The organism is Sphaerothrix gracilis Ecp01 (genome assembly GCF_030405905.1).
GTDB lineage: Bacteria > Cyanobacteriota > Cyanobacteriia > Phormidesmidales > Phormidesmidaceae > Sphaerothrix > Sphaerothrix gracilis.
On sequence record NZ_JASATW010000032.1, the window covers coordinates 17,149 to 38,135 of the forward strand.

Genomic DNA, 20,987 nt, shown 5'->3' on the forward strand with positions numbered 1-20,987 from the left:
GCATGTTGAGCAGGCTCACGGCAGCGGCCAGAACTGCTCCAGAAGACCCGCTTTTCCCATTTTTCATTTCAGTCTCCGAACCGTCTCCAAGGATTTTACTCTCATGATTGATCGTGCTACTCCTTTCAAGCAGGTCAGTGCCGCTGGCGCCGACTCAGCCTCTAACCACTTAGCTCAAACCCTGCCGCTCAGCAGCGAGCCGCCTGAGCTAACCTGGCGGTTGGCCTCCAACCAACCCGGTCAGGCCAAAAGCCTGCGGTTTCAGCTTCTACGCGGCATTCTGCCGGCGGTGTTAATTCCGCTGGCGATCGCCAGTACGGTAGGCTACCGGGTCATTCATGAAAGTCTAGAAGCAGACCTGTCTCAGCAAGTACGCAGCAAAGCTATTCTAGCCAGTGAACTCACCCGCGACTCCCTCGACGCGCTAGCGGAAATTCCTCAGCTCGTAGCGGACAATCCGCTGGTCGTGGAAGCGGCTGAGTCAGCCGGTGAGCGATCGCCAGAACTGAGTGATCTCTCTTTGGCAGAGGCGGAACAGCGCTTCGCTGAAACCAAGCTGCTGCGGGTGAATGCAGACCTTAATAGCTATCTGAGCCAAACAGCGGCTACCGCTGGACTAGCTGAGCTGTTTTTTACGGAACAGCGCGGCCTCAATGTGGCCTATAGCAGCCCGACTTCAGACTTTGTGCAGAGCGATGAAGCCTGGTGGCAGGGAGCGCAAAGCAACACAAGTTGGATTTCAGAGCCTATTTTTGATGAATCGGCCCAGACCTTTGGCATCGAGTTTAGCCAGGCCATTGCTGACCCAGAGACGGGAGATTTTTTGGGCGTGGTCAAAGCCGTCGTAGCTGCTGATTCAGCCACGCTGCAAGCACTGCCAGAGATACTCAGACGCAGCGGCTTTGAGGGTTCCCAGCAGGTGCAGCTTCTAGATGCGGCCTCGGGCAAAATCTTGCAGACTGTCACAGCCGCTGGCCTAACCACCTCCTCGGAAATTACCGGCGGCACTTTGGTTGGCGAGGTGGCAGCCGCCTTAAACAGCACCCTATCAGAGGGCATGGATATAGCTAGCTTGGAAGCAGAGCTACAGGCTCAATACAATCTGGGTGAACTGGCGATCACTCAACTAGACGAGACAGCCAATCAGGGAATTCTAGTAACGTTCACCAGCCAAGAGCGCAAATATTTTCTCTCTGGCATTGAAGATACGAGCATGATGGCGATCGCTTCTATCGCCAACGATGAGCTAGAAGCAGCAGGTCAAAATCTAGTGCTTGTTTTTATTCTCGTTACTCTGGTCGCCGCAGGCGTTGCCACAGCCGTTATTTTGCGCTTAGCTAACCAGCTTTCTGGCCCGCTGCGCTATCTCTCCAGTACCGCTGAGGCAGTAGCTAAGGGTAACTTGGAGGCCACCGCTGTACCCTGCGGAGCGCGGGAAACCCAAACTTTGGCTAACACATTCAATACCCTAGTCGGACGGATTAAGGGCTTTTTGCAGGAGCAGACCAGCGCTGCCGAGCAGGCCCGTCTGCTGTCTGAGATTGCGGCCTTTCGCATCCGCGATCAGCAAGACCTGACGCCGGCGTTCAGTAAAGCCCTGACGGAGGCCCGCAGCTCTCTAGCGTGCGATCGCGTGGTAGTCTATCGCTTCAACCCAGACTGGAGCGGCTACATCTCGCATGAGTCCGTTGCGCCAGGCTGGCCCCAGGCCCTCAATGATCAAATCGAAGATCCCTGCATTCCCCAACCGCTGATTGAGGGCTATCAGAAAGACCGAGTCGTCGCCAATGATGACGTATTCAACGCCGGCTTCCACCCCGATCACCTCAAGCTGATGGAGCGGCTGCAAATCAAAGCCAACCTAGTGGTGCCCATTCTGAATGAAGGCAACCTTTTCGGCCTACTCATTGCTCATCACTGCGCTGAAAGCCACAAATGGCAGAGCCTAGAAATTACTTTCATGCGGCAGTTAGCGTTGCAGTTGGGCAGTATGCTCGATCAGGTCGTCTATCTGCAAGGGCGACTGGCTGAAACGGAGCGATCGCAGGCACTGCGCGACATCACCCTCAAAACCCTAGAGGCTGAAACGGCTGAGGATGTGTTAGCCCAGTTGCCGGTGGGCCAAGTGCGTCAGACCCTCCAGGCCGATCGCGTCCTTGTTTACCGCTTTGATCAGACCTGGAAAGGCACGATTACCCTAGAGTCTGTGGCTGAACCTTGGCCGCCGGCGCTAGGGGCCAAAATCTACGATCCCTGCTTCGAGCAGAACTACGTTGCAAAATACAAGCAAGGACGAGTTCAGGCTACTGCAAATATCCATGAAGCTGGACTGACTGAATGCCATCTCAAACAGCTTGAGCCGTTCAAAGTCAAAGCAAATCTGGTGGCGCCCATCAATCAGGGCGACCAGCTCTTGGGCCTGCTGATTGCCCATCAATGTTCTAGAGCTCGCCAGTGGACTAAGACTGAAATTGACTTTTTCACGCAGGTTGCCACCCAGGTCGGTTTGGCCCTCGATCGCTGCGAGCTGCTGAACCAGCGAGCGCTAGCGGCCCAACAGGCGCGATCACTTGCCACCGAGCAGCAGCAGCAAAAAGAAGCCCTCCAAACCCAGCTGATCAATCTGCTCAGCGATGTAGAAGGAGCCGCTAGCGGCGACCTCACCGTTCGCGCCGATGTCACCACCGGCGAAATTGGCACTGTAGCTGACTTCTTCAACTCAATCGTGGAAAATCTGCGGCAAATCGTCACCCAGGTAAAGACAACCGCCCAGCAGGTCAACCAGTCAGTTGGTGAAAACGAAGAGGCCATTCGTCAGCTAGCCGATGAGGCCCTCAGCCAAACAGAAGACATCGCCCGCGCGCTCAGCTCAGTTGAGGTCATGACCCAGTCAATTCAGTCGGTAGCTGAAAGCGCTCGTCAAGCGGCTCAGGTGGCTCACACCGCCTCCGTCACCGCAGAATCGGGAGGGACAGCGATGGAGCGCACCGAACAAAATATCCTAGTGCTACGAGAAACTATTGGCACGACTGCCAAGAAGGTAAAGCGCCTGGGTGAATCGTCCCAACAAATCTCTAGAGTCGTTTCCCTAATCAATCAAATTGCCCTACAAACTAACCTGCTGGCAATCAATGCTGGCATTGAGGCCGCCCGCGCCGGGGAAGAAGGACAGGGCTTTGCGGTGGTAGCCGAGGAAGTGGGGGAACTGGCAAATCGCTCCGCCGCCGCGACCCAGGAAATTGAAAAAATTGTCGATGCTATTCAGCGAGAAACGGCACAGGTGGTCGAAGCAATGGAGCAAAGCACGACCCAGGTGGTTGAGGGCACGCAGCTAGTGGAAGAGGCCAAGGCTAGCCTCGATCAGATTGTGGATGTCTCTCGCCAAATTGACCAGCTAGTCCAGTCAATTTCCACCGCGACGGTATCTCAGGTAGAAACTTCAACCTCCGTATCTCAGCTGATGCAGATGATTGCTGAGGTGTCTAAGCATACCTCTGGCTCCTCGCTCCAGGTCTCTAATGCACTGCGCTCTACCGTCACCGTAGCCGAAGCGCTCCAGGCTTCAGTTGGCACGTTCAAAGTTCACGCCGAGGGATAATCGATGTCTGAGCAGAAAGAACTAGAAATCAAGCGGCAGTTTCTCGACGAGGCCCAAGAATATCTCAAGGACTTAGAAGCAGCTCTGCTGGGAATCGCGCAGGGGCAGGTAGATACGGATAAAGTGAATGGGGCGCTGCGAGCGGCCCACTCGATTAAAGGTGGCTCCGGCATGATGGGCTACTCAGTGCTGAGTCAGCTAGCCCACCAGCTAGAAGATTCCTTCAAGGTGCTGAAAATTCAAAGGCAGCTCGAAATTGACGCCAGCTTGGAACAGCTTCTGCTGTCGGCAGTGGACTGTCTGGGGCAGGTGATTGTCTGGAACCAGCAACAGCAGCCGGTTGAGTCTACCTGGCTTGCCCACAAGGCGCAGCCTATCTTTGAGCAGCTTCACCAGCGTTTGGGCGAGCCAGAGGCCGAAGATGCCGCTTCTATGCTGTCGCCAGAGGAAGGGCAAGATATTCTGCCTATGCTGTTTGAAACAGAGGTAGAAGGCTGTCTACAGCGGCTAGAGAGTATTTTAGCCGATCCGCAGCAGCCCTGCCTCAATGAAGAAGTGATGATTCTGGCGCAGGAGCTAGAAGGACTGGGGGAGATGTTGCAGCTACCGGCCTTTATCTCTCTGTGTCGCTCTGTAGTAGAGCAGCTAGAAGCTACCCCCGGCCAGTATGGCGCGATCGCCCAGCAGGCTATAGCCGCTTGGCGGCGATCGCAGGCGCTCGTCCTCACCGGGCAGCTCTCTCTCCTGCCCCAAACAATTGTCGATCTAGAAGACACTCCCACGGCTGAACAACCTCAGGTGGCGGCAGTTAAAGCTGACAGGCTGCCCGCGGCAGACGCTTTGGTCGCCGATGCCTTGGTTACAGAGGCCGCTGAGATGACTGGAACGGCTGAGTTTGATTTTCCGGCAGTGGCAGACAGTGCTGGCGTTGACTTGCCCTCTCCAGCAGCAGCGCAGCCTGAGCTGGCAAAAACGGCTGGCGCCAGCCTCTGGCCCGACTCCGCAACGCCTTCTCCCAGTTTCAAAGCCCTAGAGGTGCAGCCTGACACGGCTGCATCCGCTGAAGAACCTGACACTACCGTCCGCGTGTCGGTAAAGCGGCTCAATCTGCTCAATGATCTCATGAGCGAACTCACCATTGAGCGCAACAGCCTGACCCTGAATGTCAATCGGCTACGTAGCCTGGTGGACATGCTAAAGCAGCGGGTGGGCACGTTAGAGACCGCTAACAGCCAGCTACGCTCCGCCTACGACCAGGTAATAATTCGCCAGCCCACTCTGCCATCTGCGGCCCTGGTCGCTACCTCGCCCGCTCGCAGCCGGGAGCACAGCCAGCCCACAACTGTCATAGACAATGGCTTTGACAGCTTAGAGATGGATCGCTACAGCGAGCTGCATCTGCTTTCTCAGGAAATGATGGAAACCATCGTGCAGATTCAGGAGGTGACCAGCGATGTAGAACTGGAGCTGGCGGAAACCGAGCAAACCGGGCGCAGCTTTAATAAAACAGGCAAGCAGTTGCAAAACGGCCTGACTCAAATTCGGATGCGGCCCCTTTCTGATATTTTAGAGCGCTTTCCGAGAGCGCTGCGAGAGCTGTGTCTGCAGCATGGCAAAGAAGCAGAACTCAAAATTGTTGGCGGCAGTACCCTAGTCGATCGCAATATTTTAGAGAACCTGGCCGATCCGCTGATGCATTTGCTGCGCAACGCTTTTGATCACGGCTTAGAAACGCCTACCGCCCGCAGCGCCAGCGGCAAGCCCCGTCAGGGGCTCATTACTATCCGCGCCGCCTGCCACCATAACCGCACCGTCATCACCTTGAAAGATGATGGTCGCGGCATTGATTTGGAGAAAATTCGTCAGCGGGCTGAGCAAATGGGCCTAGATACGGAGCTGCTGGCGGCAGCCAGTGAGCAAGACTTACTCTCCCTCATCTTTGAACCCGGCTTTTCCACCTCAGCGCAGGTGACTGATCTATCAGGGCGCGGAGTTGGCATGGACGTGGTGCGCAGCAACCTGAAGCAGGTGCGCGGCGAAATCACCGTCGAGACTGAACCGAGTCAGGGCACGATTTTTACCCTTTCAGTGCCGCTGACGCTCTCCATTGCCCGCATTCTTCTGGCAGAGAGCCAGAACATGGCCCTAGCTATTTCCACCGACGCGATGGAGGAAATTCTAGTGCTGCCGCCGGAGGATATTTTGCCTACGGCTCAAAGCGAAGGCTTCAAATGGGGCGATCGCGTCATTCCACTGGTGCGGCTGTCCCAGTGGCTGATATTCAATGGGCCCCGTCCAGCCTACAAGCTAGAAACACCGCCCGCGATCGATACTCTCACTGTTTTGGTCGTCAACTATGGCGGTCAGTGCGTAGGGCTACAGGTTGATCGCTGTTGGGGAGAGCAGGAAGTCGCCATTCGTCAGGTAGAAGGTAACTTACCGCTGCCGTCTGGCTTTAGCAACTGCACCATTTTGGGGGATGGCCGCGTCGTACCTTTAGTCAGCGTGCCGGAGCTGCTGCGGTGGATTACCAGTAACCAGCGATCAGCCGATATCCAGTCTAAACCTAGACCCGACCTGTCCTATCAGCTAGCTGAGCAAGTCAACCGTCAGCCAGCGCCCTCCTTGGCCAGCCCAGCGATCGCCCGCCCTACCCTGCTAATTGTGGACGATTCTGTCAATGTACGCCGGTTTCTAGCGCTAACGCTAGAAAAAGCAGGCTATCGGGTTGAACAGGCTAGAGATGGGCAAGATGCGCTGGATAAACTTCAGGAAGGACTCTCTCCCCAAGCGGTAATCTGCGATATTGAAATGCCTCGGCTTGACGGCTATGGCTTCCTCGCCAAGGCCAAAGCAGACGTAACCTTTGAAACAATTCCTGTGATTATGCTCACCTCCCGCAGCGGCCAAAAACACCGTCAGTTGGCGATGGGACTAGGCGCGACTGCCTATTTCTCTAAGCCCTATAACGAGCAAATCTTACTGCAAACGCTCAATCAGCTAATTCCCAATGGCTAGTCTATCTGTTAAATCCTTCCAAAGAGCATCGGCGTTGCTGATTCTAGGTAGAGTTATAACCAAAAGTGGTTTACGAGGAGGGAAAAAAAAGGCGTATCCTTCTGGCAAGTGAAACGACCAGATAAGTAATACACCATGAGTCAAGATAATCTCATTAGACTTTATCGGAAATAAGAGAGGAATCGGTTGAAGTCACCATATCCTCCTATCTCGGGGGCAAGCGGCTTGACCCATTAGACGACCTGGCTTTGCTCGGTGTGTCAGGCGGAAGTTATGCAAACCGCAGGCAGTCTGTATCACGTCATCGACGTAGTGGTCAAGCCAATTGCAAAAGGGTTGTCTTAGAATTTGGCAGCGTTTGACGCCACCGATGTGGTGTTCCATTTCAATACGAAGGCTGGAAATACTTCGGTTGTTCATCTTCTCAATGGTTGTCAGAGAGCGGTTGCGAGGTTTCTTCTTCGGTTGTTGAATCGTCACCCCCTCTGGGGCAAAGCCCTGAAACCCCGTATCCTGCCATAACGTACTGCCTTCAGGGAACGACAGGTGCTCGCTATCGGCAATCGCTTTGTCATGTTTCTTGCCTTCATAGGTGTCACTTAAGTAGCGCACCTTGCCCTTGCGGTCATGAATCACTAGATTCTTAACCGTATGGGACTTCTTCTTGCAGCTGTAGTACTGCTTGCGGTCGGCTTTGTTTTTGGGGCGAGTGATCCGGCGTTCGGTGCCATCAATGATGAACTCTAAACTGGGACAGGCATCGAGCACACTTTCTAGATTGGCGGGTTCGCGCTCTGGCAACTGCCGTTCGTTGCCTAGCGCCTGGTTGAGGACACCCGTTAGACGATGAATCCTAAACTATCCACCAATTTCGTTAACGAGGTCTTCTATAAGATCCTGAATTTTGTTTGTTCTACTTATTGCTTTGTCTAGTGCTTGAAGTTTTTGACGATTCGCTGATTCACCCTGGGATAATCCTGATACTGCGCCTTGACCCTGGCAGGCGGTAACCCATCCGCAATATCGAGATAACCCACCAGCTCCGGAAGCACCTGGAGCTCCGAAGGCATGACAATGTGTGTCCCGCGAATATTCTCCGTGTAGGTCTTTGAGCCGCTGAGCAACCCCTCATGGGTGCGGGACTCTGTGACAATGACCCGATCCTGCTTGCCAACAATGCTAGCGGCCACCTCTGCCGCCTGGGGAGGGTGGCATCTCAGAATACTGTTTGATTTGCTCTTACTGTTGAAACAGCAATTATAAGGTGACACAAAAATCGTTAAGGGCAAGGGGGCCTCTACTCAAGTTCACTGGGATCAATGCCCCGCTCTCGTAGTTTGGCCTGCGCCCGTTCTAGTTTTTGCTGTGCCTGATTACGTTCTTGAAACAGCTCTTCTGGATCCTTTCTATAACAAAGCTTAGTGCTATCAAGAGGAGCAATGTCGTACTCAGAGTATTATTATCTCGTTTCCTCGCCCAGATTTTGATAGAAGAATCAGAGTTGTATACTTTAGTGCATGGGCCGATTGTGTAATATAAATTGGCTTTTTCTGCTGGGTGTGTTCCGGGGTGATTTGGGGTGTTCTGGTGTGATTTGGGGTGTCTCGGTGTGTTCTGGGGTTGACTTTAGAAAAGAAAGCCAAAATAGGCCATTTTTTCGTATTTTTTCTTGGGGCAACTTGGGGAATTCTGGTGATTTTTGGGGTGTTTTGGGCTGGTTTGGTGCGTTCTGGTGGATTTCGGTGTGTTCTGGGGTCAATAAATAAAACTGTTTTCACATCAATTTAGGTCAGGCAATGCAAAATCTGTACAGGCTTTTAAATTTCCTTCTTTTGGTCGAGTAATTATCAATTCGATCTAGATATTTTTGTTTTAGCATCAGAAGAGAAAAAATTGATTTAGTTCGTTTTTCCTTGTTCTTGCTTACTGAGCAAGGACAGCGCTTCTTGATCGAAACTCAGCAATACAGATTGATGGCAATCGTTAACGCCCAGACCACTAAGGATTTTCGCGCTACCCATCGCTACGTAGCTGTGAGAGAAGATAAGCCCCCTCAGATTGTTCATACCTCTACGCCCGGCTGCTTCAATGCTCTGCTAGGCCAACCCATCAATCCCCTCGTCGTAGCCGCAGCAATGGAAGCTAGGGCAGCCAAAAGCGATCGCGTTGAAAAGCCTTGCTATCACATCTCTATCTCAGTAGCTCAAGCCGATGAGCTGGCTTCACGGGCTGATTGGAACCAGCTTGCGGTTAGTTTTCTGGAGAAAGCGGGGTTAGAGGAGTGTCAGTCCGTGGCCTATCTGCATGAGGATACGACTTATCCGGACTCTGATGAGGTTCGGCCTCACCTTCATCTTGTAGTCAATCGAGTTAAAAGCGACGGCACTGCCGCTCCGACTTCTTGGGACTACTACCGCTTTCAAAGTGCCATCCGTGACGTGGAGCAGGAGATGGGCCTGACTGCTGAGCCCAATAGCTGGGAAGTCGATCGCTGCCGGGATTCATCTGGGCAAGTACATCGTCTGGCTGCTGAACAAGCTCAATATGAGGATCCTAAACATCCACGCGCTGAGCCACCTCAGCCAACTGTTAAAAGTCAGCTTCAGGAGGTACTTGATGAGGCAATTGAGCAAGCTAGCTCAGTTGAGGCCATTACAGATGCTCTAGCGCAGCAAGGCATTGACGTACAGGTCAGCGATCGCGGTTGGAGTTTAGAGAAGGACGGTATTGCTTTTGCCGGTAGCCAGCTTGGCCGGGCGTACTCAATGACGGCTATTGAGCAGACCCTAGGAACGACAGCAGAGCGACCACAACCAAACGTAGAGGTTAAACCGTCATCTGAAGAGATCACAGCAGAGTCATCTCAATCTGTAGAAGAAAGACGACAACAGCAGCGCGTGGAGACACTCGCGCCAGTTCTCAGGCAGATGTTACTTCATAGCCGGGGCACGCAACGACAGGAAGGTGTGGAGTTGCTAGATATTGGTGAGCACAGGCTGGCGTGGCGACAGCGAGACTCCAAGCTAGGGATTTACCATAGCGAGACTAAAGAGCTGATTCTAATGGCTCAGCGGGATTCAAATAACCACTGGCATGATAAAGGCTCGAAGCTGACGGTTGATCATGTAGAGCATTTCCAGGCAGCCGCTAGACAAGAAGCGGCTAGACAAGCGCGGCGGGCAAGGCCACAGCGCAGACGCCCTAGAGAACTGTAGCAATGATTGAGCTGTTCGTTCTTTTGCAGAGTATTGCTGAAGAGATTGGGCTTAAGTTAAATAATGTAATCTACTTGTTAAACCTAGAACAAACGCCATTTCTGCTTCATATTTATTTGAATACACTTGAATCACAATGAATATTTTTGAATACATTTGAATACAAGTATTTGCCATTGAGAGAAAAAACAGGGTCATTTCTCTATTTTTAGACCTCTTTATCTGAATTCATTTGAATCAATCTAAATACATTTGGATAAAATTGAATACATTTGAATCAAAATAGATACATCTGAATACAGATTTTCACCTTCAGAAATTGCCGCAACTAAGTCAGGCAATGCAAAGATGACGCATACCACTTTTAGCGCCAGGTTCTATCCCTTTTTCTGTCTAAAACTAGCCACATTTTTATTTTGTTGATAGCATCTGAGTAAATATCTAAACTAGGCTCAATTTTCATCTTGGCTCGAACAGAACGGATTTATATTCTAGTCTCCTCTGCGGAAAAAGAACGCATTGTCAGTAAGGCTCATCAGCGTGGGCTTAGTCTCTCGAAGTTCCTCCGAGAGCTGGCTCTAGCCGACCACAGATCAATTGACTTAGAGCCACGCCTGGGAGCGATCCAGGCTCAGTTGCTGACCTTGAAGTTCATTCTTGAAGACGAGTTAGAGATTACTTTCTCTCGGCCCAGCGATGAAGTTGACGGCAAACAAGATCGCTTAGAGTACAACTTTGTTTTGCTAGTTGAGAAGCTGTTAGACCTATTTGAAGCGACTCAATGTTCTTAGGCTTTTAAGATCGAGGGGCAAAAAAACTGTCAGTGCCTTTTGAAGCGGTGGGGCTAAATGGGGAGTTTGTGGGGTAAATCTGGGGCTAGATGGGGGAAAAATGGGGTTGCTTAGAAATATAGACTGCTTGAAACAGCTAAAAACCAGACTTTTTTCATTTTTTCTGCGGTGTCAAATGGGGAAGCTGTGGGGCTGAATGGGGAATTTGTGGGGCTAGATGGGGGAAAAATGGGGCTATTTGGTCATAGATTTCGTCAGCCTTGAAAGGTACATTTGGGTCAGGCAATGCAAAACCTGTACATGTTGTTTTGAGCGGCAGTTGATGAACGTCTGCATACGAGTTTTTTAGGTTCGGGCTTGACGCGATCGCTTGGTATGACCTCTGGCTGCATGAGAGTTATTCGGTGGCGCTGTTGGTTGCTCAGCCGTTTCCAGAGTGCTCTTAGCCGCTGCATCCCAACTGTAGCTTGGACGCTGAGATACTGACCCCAACAGTCGCAGGTCTGGAGAATTTCTAGACAAATGCTTTCTATCTGGCTCAGCGAGGTTTCAATCTGCCGTTCTTCAAAGGAAGCGGGGGGATGTTTGGTTTGGTAGTCACCGGAGCTAATTAAAGACTTCTTATTACCCTGACTGACTACCGATTTGTCACTGACTACGGCCTCTACTCTTTCTATGACAGGGGTTTCAGGCTGTTTTTCTGCAATCGCGTCTTTCTCTAGCCATCTCTGGTAAATTTCATGGCGATTAACTTGATAAGTAATCGCTTCTCCCTCAAGTTTGAAGGTCTTGTAATCGACTTGCTCAAGCTGGTAAATCCGCACTTGCTCCCCCCTCGGCCCTTCGCGACGGCACAGCGGCAAGTTAAAGCCGAGGGGCTTGAGAAAGCGTCTAACAATCTCGATATAGTCAATTGAGCCATCGGGTTTGGTAGTGCCATAGAGATTGATGCCGGAGGCAACCCGAATATTGGCGATCTGACCTTGAACCGCTTCCCCCAGCACCCTGACCTGAGGCATGTGCTCCGACAGCTCATCTAGATCCAGAATGTCTAGAACGTTGAAGTATTCATAGGTAGCAATCTTGGTGATGAGCGTAGCCCGGTTAACATCGGGTGCCCAGATTGCGCCATCGCTGTTTTTGAGCAGCTTGTTAACTTTGGCCCGATCGCGGTTCTTAAGATACTCCCGGCCAACGGTGAGGTAGTAGTGCAAACGCAGCTTGGCCCCATAGCCGACCTGGTCGAGGATATAAAGATCGGGGGTGATCGCTTCTAACTGGTAGCGCTTCTGGAGCTGGGCTTTTTGCAAGGCGAGTTCTTGGGCTAGGTTATCGACTGAGCGGGACTGCTCTAGGGCTTCTAGCTCTGAGGTATCAACACTGGTGGCTTCACAAACGGCCTGTGCTCGTTCTCTCAGCCGGTCATGTTTTTCAGCTTTAAGTTCTGCCTTTAGCTCTTGGCGGGCTTCGTCGTCGGTACCAGTGACTTCAGTGACGCGGTGGCCTTCGTCTCTGAGTCCCTGCAGGACGCACTCTCTCAGGGCCGCGCTGCCGGTGTTGTGACGAGCGGCCATCTTGGCCCAGGCGACGGTGGCCGCCTGACTCAGGTTACTCTCGATATCGTCACAACCTGCTTCATAGAGCAGGTTCAGCGTGGCTCTAGCGCACTTCTCCTGGGTTTCAGCCAGGGCTTTGTACCAGGTTTCGCTGCCGCCAATTCTCTCTAAGCCGTGGGGAGCGATGTAGACATGACGCGGTACTCTTTCGCGTAGTCTGAGCAGGGACTGCCGGATAGAGTTCTCGCTGAGGACACCAGCGTAGAAGCCGTAGACCGCATCAAAGTGACCTTTAAGATCGATGGAGATGCCGGTCTCGACTGAGGGGGAGCAGATCACAATGTCGTATTGGCTCAGCAGCTCCTCTAGCTTGCCACTGGCGATCGCCCCATAAGCGGGATGGTCTTTGCGGTGAAGGGTTTTGCTATCGAGTACCAGAATCCGCTTGTTCAGGTACATCTGCTGCCAGCGGGCGGCCAGGGCGCTGGTGCTGAAGCGGCCTTTGGCCTTCTGGCTGTCGGTCATCACCAAAATCTTTTCCCCTCTCTCAATAGCAGCCTCAGCCTGCATCAGCAGATCTTCGGGGCGCTCGTAGGAGCGGCAGTCATAACCGCCTGCTTGCCAGTGGCTCAGCGCCAACCACGGCTCTATGTGAGGCTGCTGCCCTATACCGCGAATGAAGTTGACCGAGTAGTTGCTGAGGTCAGCGTCAGCCAGGATGACTCGGCCTTCACTCTCAGGTGAGAGCACGGCTTCCATCAGGGATCTAAACTCGCGGATGATGGCGATGCGATTTTTGCGGCAGGTGCTGGAGTTGAGCATTTCCCAAATAACCTGCTCAGTCTCGTCGATGATGATGAGAGCGTTTTCCCAGTCAGCAGCTCTAAACTGGGCCTGTGAGTTTGGGTGCAGCGAGGCGATACAAAGACCCATGCCGTGAGCAAGGACATCGGCTTGTGCCTGTTCTCGGTTCTGCTGGCTGGCGTCCTTGACGTCATAGATACTTAAGACCCCAACGCGATCGCAGAGCGCCTGAGTCAGTTGTTCCCGGTGGGAGACAAACAGAACAGGTTGACCTTTAGCGTGAGTCTCAGCCACTAGCCGTTTAATCACGGTAGTTTTGCCAGTGCCTTTGGGCGCTTTCATTGCCAGTAGCTTGGCGGTTTTGGGAAAGGGAATGAGGCGAGGTTCTTCGTCAAACCAGTCTGCTTCTAGGTCGCTCTCTAGATACTTCACCCCGTCAGGGGCCACCCAGTTAGGCTGGAACGTCAAGGCGGATTGCCTTCTAAGTGCCCAGCATTCAAAGCGAATGGCCGAGGCATAGATTGTTTCGATAGCTTCAGGGCCGTGACTAGCGATGACATCATCAATGCCCTTGCCCAGTTTGGGATCCCAGCTCATCACCTCGACTTTGCAGCCATAGCGTCTGAGGGCAGCGCCCAGCTTGGCGGTTTCACGCTCAACGGTGCGGCGGGCACTGCGTTTGGTATCCGCGTCCAGGCAAATGCGGACGGTTCGCCCGGCAGCGGCAAAGACTTCGAGTTCAGGTATCAGTTCGCGGGTCTTGGGAATGTTCCACTGACAGACACCGGGGATGCCGACGGCGACATAGCCTTGACTGAGCAGGGAGGCGGTTTTCTTAGCGCCTTCTGTGATCACAACTGGCGCAATGTCAGGATCGAGTGACAGCCACCAGCTAAAAAAGCCTTCATCCCAGTCGCCTAGCTTGAGGTCTGGGATCCGCGTTCTGTAGGCGCTCTCAAGACCGTGTCTGCGGGCAATCTTGAGTCCCACGTTCCCAGAGGGCCTGGGAATGAACAGCCGCGTCTGAGTTTTAGCGGGATGTTCGTACTTAACGGGCTTACCGTCTTGGCTGAGGCGAGGGCTATCAGGCTTGAAGCAGCCCCATTCCATCGGCCCAAAGCGGCGCAGCGGATCGAGTCCTGAAAAGGCCCAGCCGCCCGTGATAACTGACTGGTAGCGCTCAAAGATGCGTTTGACCGGGGTGGTGACGTACTGGCTGGAGTAGCCGCTGAGCTGCGCTAGCTCATCACCTGCTAGCCACTCGATAATCCCGTCGCCTGACAAGCTGCGGAAGTTGAGAGACGCTATCTCAGGCAGAATAGCGCTGTCAACTGTTAGCTCGTGCCAGTGGTGAGGGTGAATGTGTAAGGGGCGATCGCTTTCCCTATCAATGCTGAGAGTGGTTGAACGGCTACAGCATTCCGGCTGAAACTCGAAGGGCATGTTTCAAAGTCATTAGCGTTGGGCGATGCAGAAATGAGGCGTTCTCATCACCGGGGCTAGGCTGTGGCGTCATTGGGTTTGCCTGGAAAAAGCCACTTTTAACAAGTCGAAGTGGAAATTTTCAAAAAAAATGGCACAGCAAACAGGCGCACTCTTGTTCAAAACGATCCAATAGCGCTAGTATGATGATGAGAATTTAATAAACAAATCCCGTGCCACTGTCCTTCGGGACATGGCTTCTGGTCTCAGAGAGCGTTAGCAGTTCACTTGCCGGTGTCGTTGCTAGCGTTTTCTCGTGTTTAGGGACTTGCTTTCAGGAACTTTCAGTAGACATCACCTCCTTTAGGGGCGTTTGGGGTTAATTCTAGGCGATCTGCGCTGGCTTTACTAGGAAGCTTCTAGTCGCTGCCAGAGACGGGCAATTTCGACTAAGAGCACTTGAATATTCTCCAGCGCTGCATCATGGTCTTTCTGGTTTTCCCGGCGGTCAGTATCCATGCGGGCTAGCATCTCTTCATGCTTCTTTTGATTGGCTTTGCGATCTTCTCTAGCGTCTTCTAGCAGATTGGTAAAGCGCTGATCTCTTTCTTCTTGCTGCCGTCGCCATTCGGCCCAGTCAGTACGCCGCTCTTGTATCAGTCCGCTGATCATGTCGTGAGTGGTTCTTAGATCGATGCGAATACGGGAATCTTCTTCTTCGCGATCGGCTCGGTCGTCTTGAATCGTTTGTGCCCAAGCTTCGATGGAACAAGCGTTGCTATCAGCTATCTTGCGAGTTTCAGCGATCGCGCTGCTGTTAGCAGTAATTGCTTTGGCGTTGCTCTCTGTAATTGATTCGATACGACTGAGTCTCTCATTGGCTGCTCTAGCGTTGCTCTCTGTGATTGACTCGATACGACTGAGTCTCTCGTTAGCTTCCAGATGACGCTGACCTAGCGCTTCTAGCATTGCCTCAATTCGGTCTAATCGATCTGTGGTCATGAACTCTCACTTTTACTCTCAATTTGACTAATAGGCGGGATGATCGCTTTATCTGCTGCCTCTCTAACTGCTTTCTCTATCAAGAAAGCAGCTAGAGTTGTTGGCTTGTTGTTCTCAGACTCAGCCCACTTGTCGAGGGCCGCAGCTATCCCGTCAGGTAGCGTGACAAAGTATCGCTTACTCACAAAGGCTTGAGCCATCTATCTATCTAGCCTAATACTACTAGTCCGTAACGGCTTCGCTATAATCTTCTTCCGAAGATAGCTTTTTTATAGCACTTAAGTTACTTTTATGATAGTTTATGCTTGGAACAAATAGAAACAGCATAAAAACAGGCTTGGTTCTATCTGGCTCTGTGCAGAGCTGTTTCAACTCGTTCCAAGCCAGTACTAGTAATGATTCAAAGGACTTTACACAATGCAATCGCTCAGTAGATTCTGCAAAATACACAAACTGCCTAAGACCAGCGTGCGCCGTTGGCTGAATGAAAATGGCTTTGACACATCTGAAGGACTGTCGGAAGCAGCTCAAGCCGCTGCATGCCAGCAATTTTTAGCCAAAAATATTCCGCTCAGCCCAACTGAGGTTTTGGTGAGTGAGCCAACCGAAGGCTTAACCCTGCACATCAGCGCATCGTTGCCTCTGCCGTCAGTTTCGAGTCCCGTTCCAGTTGGGAATGACACTACTTACCTAGCCCTACAGCAGCAACGCCTAGCCGCTTTTGAAACTCAGCAACAACAGGTGATCAGCCAGATGCAGCAGCAATATGAGCGATCGCAGCAGCTCAACGCTCAATATCGCGAAGCGATGAGCGTCAGCGATCAGCTTCTTTTACAAGAATTCCAGCTTCGCGGCGTCCAGCTTGGCTACGCCGCCCTAGAAACTAAGCAGGCTGCATTCAAATCGACTGTGCAGGCTGCAGAAGCCGGAACCCTGTCGGGAAAGGCTGGTGCTGGCGAGTCATCCTCATCGGCGTAATTGCCGTGGGGATTGTTGGCTGGCTGATTTGTGGCTATGTCCGTAGTCCATCTCACACGACACCCGAAACTGTAAGCCCGTCTGGCTTTCAAGAAACTGAGGCTATCCGCTGAGGCTGACCTCAGCCACAAAAAACTAAGAAATTAGGACGCAACAATCATGGCAACCACCACCAAGACCAGAGCCAAAACCAGAGTGCCGAAGTCTGGCATGGTCTCTACTCCGGCTCGAACTTCAACAGCAGCCACTCACTTCCAAGCCGCTGACTACCTGCCCAGCGACCTGTTTACCGCCTCCAGCCCCGTCCCTTCCATCAGCGAAGTGGAATACACCCAGCGGCTAGAGAAGATCCAAGGCCAGATCCGCGCCGTCAAAATTGTGCAGCAAAACCTGACGCTGTCCAACGAACTCCAGGTGGCTGAAGGCATCAGCGTCCAAGGCCAGCTCTCAGCCGCCAAAAACGCCGTCCTCTACGAAAAGCTCAATACCCAAACGGTGAAACTGCAGCAGGCCCAAACCACCACCCAGATCGAACAGGCCAAGCTAGAAGGACTCAATATCACCCTGCAAGGGGAACAGGCCACCCTGCCCCTGCAGCAACAAACCTGGGACCTGCGGCTCGAAGGCTTACAGGTAGACATCGAACACGCCCGCCGGATGCTCGCCGAAAAACGAGAGCTGCTGCCCAAACAAATCGAAGTGCTGAGCTAACCCAGAGCGGGACAAAGGATTGCGCCCTTTGTCCCGCCATCACCGCCCTAAAACGGATATCTCCATTATGAAACCAATCTTCAACCATCAGGTCGCCGCCGCCTCAGCCCTAGCCCTGTCGCTAAGCCTTTGCCTCATGCCCGCCAGCCGCAAACTGGGACAACTCGCCACCCTGGCCACGGGCAGCTACAGCGCCGCCACGCTGCTGGTGGGTGGGTCAATCAGAGCGCGCTTCCAGCAATTAACCGCCGAGCAGCAACACCTTCGCGACCAAGCTGCCAAAGCCCTCCAAGCCGAGAGAGCCTACCTGCAGGCGCAAATCTATCAGGGCAGCCGCCAGATAGACGATCTCAAATTACAGGTGACAACCCTAGAGCAAGAGAAACAGCAAAAGCACGCCTGCGGCGAACAGCTGCTCAAGTGCAACCACGAACTGATTGCCGCTGCCCACCAAGGCCAAAAGATGATTGCCAGATACGAGCAGCTTTGCCCAGAGTACCTGTCCCGCGCCACCGCCGCCGAAATCAAAGCCGACATGACCGAGACCGCGATCCAGCGCCTGCGCCAGCAACAAGCCGAGCAGTCAGAGCGCGATCGCCAGCAGCTTCAGGCCCAGCTGAGCGCCGAATTCCAAGCCGAACTAGAAAAACGGCAGCACGCCCTCGAAGCCGACAAGCTGGAGCGGATTAAACACTTCAAGAGTGAACACCGCCAGCGCGAACAGTTCCTCCATGCCCAGATCGAAGAGCTCAGAGCCGCGATCGCCCAGAGAGACACCCGGCTGCAGGAAGAGTTCAGCAAAGTAGTACAGCCCTACGAAGAACTCTACGAAGAGCTAGACGCCGCCCTAGCCCAATACGCCCAAGAGTTCGGCGGTGCCCGCGCCGAGTTTGGCGCAGCCTACCGGGCTAAGCAGGAAGAAACCGAAAAGCTCTACGGTGAACTGCGCCAGTACCGCAACCCCGCCCCCTTCCGGGGTGCTAGCAAAGCCGACATCATCGGCAACAAGCTGATTGACTTCTACCTGGCCCGTGGCATCATCCTCGACGCCGAGCGCTGTCAAGCCCAGCTCGATAAATCCCTGATCTGGGTGCGTCCCAGAGCCACCACCCTAGAAGGCATCAAAGACCACCTAGAATCTCTCCAGCTTGCCTTTGAGCTAGTCAAAAAACCAGAGCCCAAGATCGAATCCGGCTGCATCCACTTTGAGCTGAAAGACGCCCGCATCGACCTGCCCGTTGAGATCACTGAGCCGCCATCAGACAAGCTCTTAGAGGCGATCGCCCAGGCCAACCACGTCCGCATCAACGCCCCCACCGACAGCGGCAAGTCCACCCTGCTCGACAACATCCTCAACATCTACCGGCTGCTCTACCGGGGACAGATGGGCCTAACGCTGCTCGATCCCAAGTATCCCTTCACCCCCTGGCAGGGCCACTCCCCCGACTACAAAGGCTTCAGCGAATGCCTGACAGGCGTTACCAAACTCAGCCGCCTGATTGAAGCTCGCCTGACGGAAGCCCGCCAGTGCGCCGACCAAGGTGAACCACTACCCAGCTACGACCCCCATCTATTCGCGATCGACGAGCTAGAGATCCTGCACGACGACGCCCTCGAAGCCGACGGCAACAAGAAAGGCGACGTGACCAAAAGTGTGGAGAAAGCCATTCGCACCGGCCTCAAAGTCGGCAGAGGACTGACCTTGGAAAAAGGCAAAGGCATCAAAGTGCTCTACGTCACCCAAAGCCCGCTGTGCTCTCGCATCGGCCTCAACCGCGACGACTTCGAGCAGTCCTTGAACCTCTACACCGGCGGCAACATTGCCTTAGTCCTGCAAGACAGCGGCGAACTTGACGGCAAGATCCTCGACGCCAAGCGCAAAACCCTGACCAAAGAATACGAAGCCCGTCTCGCCGCTAGGCAGCAGTACGTGCTGCTGGTGCGCCTGCCGAACGGCGGCGACACCTTCCTGATGCAGGCCCCGCCACCCGGCTACTGGTACGACCGGGCTAAAGCTGAGGGGATTGCCGTTGGCGAAGGTCATCAGGCGATCGTGGCCCAAGTCACCTGCCCCGACTGCGGTTCAGAGAATCTGACCCGTAACGGCAAGGGCAGCAAAGGCCGCAAGCGCTATAAATGCAAGGACTGCTCACGGAATTTTCAGGCTTAGTGGCTGAGTCGGGCGATCGCGAAGACTTTGTGTAAAGGGCGATCGCTTTATGTTCTAGAAGCTATGTTAATGATTTTCCTGCTTGTAGAGCTTATCAACCATTTGCTGCCCTAAAATAACCCGGTGTCGATACTTCTTAAAATCAAACTCAATGCCTTTGTTTTCAAAGCTTTCTTCAATCACCGCTTTCACTAGATCAGGGGCTAGGTAGGCATCGAAAGCGCTGTTGATTTCAGCCGTCATATCTTCAATAGAGCCATCGCCGCTGTAATTATCAGTAAACTCTTGAACTTTAGTTTGCTCAAACTCAACTAAGGCATTGTCTAGATCTTGACCGCGCAGTCCTTCCATACCAGGAATATCTTTACCCTGCATCAGGTAGCTAAAGTTCTTCATGTTGTACTTGAACAAGAACTTATTGCCAGCTTGTAAAAACTGATCAGTATTGTCAGAGAGATACCAGAGATTAATGCGCTCAGCAGCGCCTACGGCATTTTTTCCAGTGACAATTGCAGCCGCTTCAAACCACTGGCTTTTAATTGCCTTGTCTACAGAGTTGAGATAAGCGTCAGCAAATTTATAGAAAGCATGTCGTTGGGCAATACTGCGGTAGGCCCAATAGTTGTTTTCTCGCGTATTGTAAACAGATGCTTTCCAGAAAGAGCGGCTTGGATCAGTTGGATTATATTCGCGGTCTAGGTTGTACCATTGCCCTGCATCCAACCCCGTTGGAATCGGTACGACGCCGCCATAGGTAGGTGGAGCAACTTCACCGGGGCCAGTCTTAGACTTCTCGTTATCATCCTTCTGTAAAGTAGGAATGCTGTCACCTGTACTGACCTGGGTAGCCGGAAATAGACTGATTTTGTCAGGATTAAATCCAACAGCCCTAGATCTCTCAACTTTGGCTTGCAGGTCGGGCGTCGATGTTGAAGTTCGAGGCGAGGCAAAAGGACGCGCGGCTAGCTGTTCTGTTTTTGTCGAAAAAATACGTGGAGTATATTTGGCGTGGCTATCATGCTGGCTCACAAACTGACCTTTAAGCCCTACTAAGGTAGTTATACATCAGGTCACACTAGAGTTCCGGCTAATTGCGGTCGCGTAACCTTAAAAGGAGTCAAAGCGTGATGTCTTGAGTGGTGATGACACAAAGACTCTATCAGTAGGCGATCGCACACAAATTTAGCTAGGGCCTGCCCCAGGAGTTTGCAGACAGTAGGGCGATCGCTTTACTCAGAAAATCATCAGGCGATCGCCCATCATGTCCCAAATCGAGATGCGTCTTTAAGATGAAGTCCGGTCGGAGTTTTGGTCGGGTGGCGTCAGCCGCTCTAGCTTTTCCTGAGTTTCCCTACCAAGCTGAGCGCAGAAAGTGCTTGAGACCAGTCCGGCAGAAGCTGTGGCTGCGCCTTCTGTTGTCTTACCGGCCAGCAGTAGGATTCCACCTGTTGTACTGATTAGTAGAGATACGGCCAATACAGTGAAGTGTAGGTTAAACTCCCACCGGGCTTGACGCAGGAGTTCCTGCTTTGCGGCTGATTCTACCGCTATGCCAGAATAGCGGGTGGATTGGCTTTTTAAGTGCAGAGGCTTGTTGGTCATGGTGTTTTACTTGTATTTGCATCGACAACACGATGATCGCAAGAATAAACACCTGTGAAAATCACCAATATGTTCTACAAATCGCGCTCAAAAAGAAAGACTCACTATGGACCTGAGTTG

At 52.7% G+C, this 20,987-nt stretch carries 14 protein-coding genes; 7 read left to right on the forward strand and 7 right to left on the reverse strand.

Annotated elements, in window-relative coordinates; genetic code table 11:
• The first annotated feature begins 103 nt into the window (after window positions 1–103).
• Both QJQ48_RS23975 and QJQ48_RS23980 read left to right on the forward strand, forming a co-directional pair.
• The gene (locus QJQ48_RS23975) at window positions 104–3,598 is read left to right on the forward strand and encodes a methyl-accepting chemotaxis protein (RefSeq protein WP_346293777.1); all 3,495 of its coding nucleotides are present in this window, start codon (window positions 104–106) and stop codon (window positions 3,596–3,598) included.
• A gap of 3 nt (window positions 3,599–3,601) precedes the next feature.
• The gene (locus QJQ48_RS23980; RefSeq protein WP_346293778.1) at window positions 3,602–6,616 is read left to right on the forward strand and encodes a hybrid sensor histidine kinase/response regulator; all 3,015 of its coding nucleotides are present in this window, start codon (window positions 3,602–3,604) and stop codon (window positions 6,614–6,616) included.
• 192 nt (window positions 6,617–6,808) lie between these two features.
• Here QJQ48_RS23980 and QJQ48_RS23985 read toward each other — a convergent pair whose 3' ends face one another.
• Entirely contained in the window at window positions 6,809–7,417 is a 609-nt protein-coding gene (locus tag QJQ48_RS23985; protein WP_346293779.1) for an HARBI1 family protein, read from the reverse strand.
• Between the two features lie 128 nt (window positions 7,418–7,545).
• Window positions 7,546–7,887 (reverse strand): type IV secretion system DNA-binding domain-containing protein, encoded by a 342-nt coding sequence (locus tag QJQ48_RS23990; protein WP_346293780.1) that lies wholly within the window; start codon window positions 7,885–7,887, stop codon window positions 7,546–7,548.
• 702 nt (window positions 7,888–8,589) lie between these two features.
• On the opposite strand from QJQ48_RS23990, the gene QJQ48_RS23995 reads away from it, so the two are divergent.
• Complete coding sequence (locus tag QJQ48_RS23995; RefSeq protein WP_346293781.1) at window positions 8,590–9,831, forward strand: relaxase/mobilization nuclease domain-containing protein; 1,242 nt, start codon at window positions 8,590–8,592, stop codon at window positions 9,829–9,831.
• A gap of 464 nt (window positions 9,832–10,295) precedes the next feature.
• Window positions 10,296–10,622 carry a plasmid mobilization protein gene (locus QJQ48_RS24000; RefSeq protein WP_346293782.1) on the forward strand — a complete coding sequence of 109 codons (327 nt, stop codon included), beginning with the start codon at window positions 10,296–10,298 and terminating at the stop codon, window positions 10,620–10,622.
• 278 nt (window positions 10,623–10,900) lie between these two features.
• On the opposite strand, the gene QJQ48_RS24005 is transcribed toward QJQ48_RS24000, so the two are convergent.
• The 3 genes from QJQ48_RS24005 to QJQ48_RS24015 form a co-directional block, all read right to left on the reverse strand.
• The gene (locus QJQ48_RS24005; RefSeq protein ID WP_346293783.1) at window positions 10,901–14,425 is read right to left on the reverse strand and encodes a plasmid replication protein, CyRepA1 family; all 3,525 of its coding nucleotides are present in this window, start codon (window positions 14,423–14,425) and stop codon (window positions 10,901–10,903) included.
• Window positions 14,426–14,812: 387 nt separating this feature from the next.
• Window positions 14,813–15,406, reverse strand: a complete 594-nt coding sequence (locus QJQ48_RS24010) for a hypothetical protein (protein WP_346293784.1) — start codon at window positions 15,404–15,406, stop codon at window positions 14,813–14,815.
• Window positions 15,403–15,606, reverse strand: coding sequence for a ribbon-helix-helix domain-containing protein (locus tag QJQ48_RS24015; RefSeq protein WP_346293785.1), 204 nt, complete (start codon window positions 15,604–15,606; stop codon window positions 15,403–15,405). Before QJQ48_RS24015 ends, QJQ48_RS24010 begins: the two co-directional genes overlap by 4 nt.
• A 268-nt stretch (window positions 15,607–15,874) precedes the next feature.
• Here QJQ48_RS24015 and QJQ48_RS24020 point away from each other — a divergent pair, with 268 nt between their 5' ends.
• The 3 genes from QJQ48_RS24020 to QJQ48_RS24030 all read left to right on the forward strand — a co-directional run bounded on the left by QJQ48_RS24020 (window position 15,875) and on the right by QJQ48_RS24030 (window position 19,265).
• Complete coding sequence (locus tag QJQ48_RS24020; RefSeq protein ID WP_346293786.1) at window positions 15,875–16,384, forward strand: hypothetical protein; 510 nt, start codon at window positions 15,875–15,877, stop codon at window positions 16,382–16,384.
• A gap of 159 nt (window positions 16,385–16,543) precedes the next feature.
• Window positions 16,544–17,095, forward strand: a complete 552-nt coding sequence (locus QJQ48_RS24025) for a hypothetical protein (protein ID WP_346293787.1) — start codon at window positions 16,544–16,546, stop codon at window positions 17,093–17,095.
• A 67-nt stretch (window positions 17,096–17,162) separates the two neighbouring features.
• On the forward strand, window positions 17,163–19,265 hold the full coding sequence (locus tag QJQ48_RS24030) for an IS1/IS1595 family N-terminal zinc-binding domain-containing protein (RefSeq protein WP_346293788.1): 2,103 nt from the start codon (window positions 17,163–17,165) through the stop codon (window positions 19,263–19,265).
• A 66-nt stretch (window positions 19,266–19,331) separates the two neighbouring features.
• Here the strand turns inward: QJQ48_RS24030 and QJQ48_RS24035 are convergent, their stop codons facing one another.
• Window positions 19,332–20,294: a hypothetical protein gene (locus tag QJQ48_RS24035; protein WP_346293789.1), complete on the reverse strand. Its 963-nt coding sequence runs from the start codon at window positions 20,292–20,294 to the stop codon at window positions 19,332–19,334.
• A 255-nt stretch (window positions 20,295–20,549) separates the two neighbouring features.
• Window positions 20,550–20,867 carry a TRADD-N-associated membrane domain-containing protein gene (locus tag QJQ48_RS24040; protein WP_346293790.1) on the reverse strand — a complete coding sequence of 106 codons (318 nt, stop codon included), beginning with the start codon at window positions 20,865–20,867 and terminating at the stop codon, window positions 20,550–20,552.
• Window positions 20,868–20,987: the final 120 nt, after the last annotated feature.

Coding starts and splice junctions, on each gene's coding strand:
- QJQ48_RS23975 (WP_346293777.1), top strand. CDS start 104: ATGATTGATCGTGCTACTCCTTTCAAGCAGGTCAGTGCCGCTGGCGCC.
- QJQ48_RS23980 (WP_346293778.1), top strand. CDS start 3,602: ATGTCTGAGCAGAAAGAACTAGAAATCAAGCGGCAGTTTCTCGACGAG.
- QJQ48_RS23995 (WP_346293781.1), top strand. CDS start 8,590: ATGGCAATCGTTAACGCCCAGACCACTAAGGATTTTCGCGCTACCCAT.
- QJQ48_RS24005 (WP_346293783.1), bottom strand. CDS start 14,425: ATGCCCTTCGAGTTTCAGCCGGAATGCTGTAGCCGTTCAACCACTCTC.
- QJQ48_RS24010 (WP_346293784.1), bottom strand. CDS start 15,406: ATGACCACAGATCGATTAGACCGAATTGAGGCAATGCTAGAAGCGCTA.
- QJQ48_RS24015 (WP_346293785.1), bottom strand. CDS start 15,606: ATGGCTCAAGCCTTTGTGAGTAAGCGATACTTTGTCACGCTACCTGAC.
- QJQ48_RS24025 (WP_346293787.1), top strand. CDS start 16,544: ATGGCAACCACCACCAAGACCAGAGCCAAAACCAGAGTGCCGAAGTCT.
- QJQ48_RS24030 (WP_346293788.1), top strand. CDS start 17,163: ATGAAACCAATCTTCAACCATCAGGTCGCCGCCGCCTCAGCCCTAGCC.
- QJQ48_RS24040 (WP_346293790.1), bottom strand. CDS start 20,867: ATGACCAACAAGCCTCTGCACTTAAAAAGCCAATCCACCCGCTATTCT.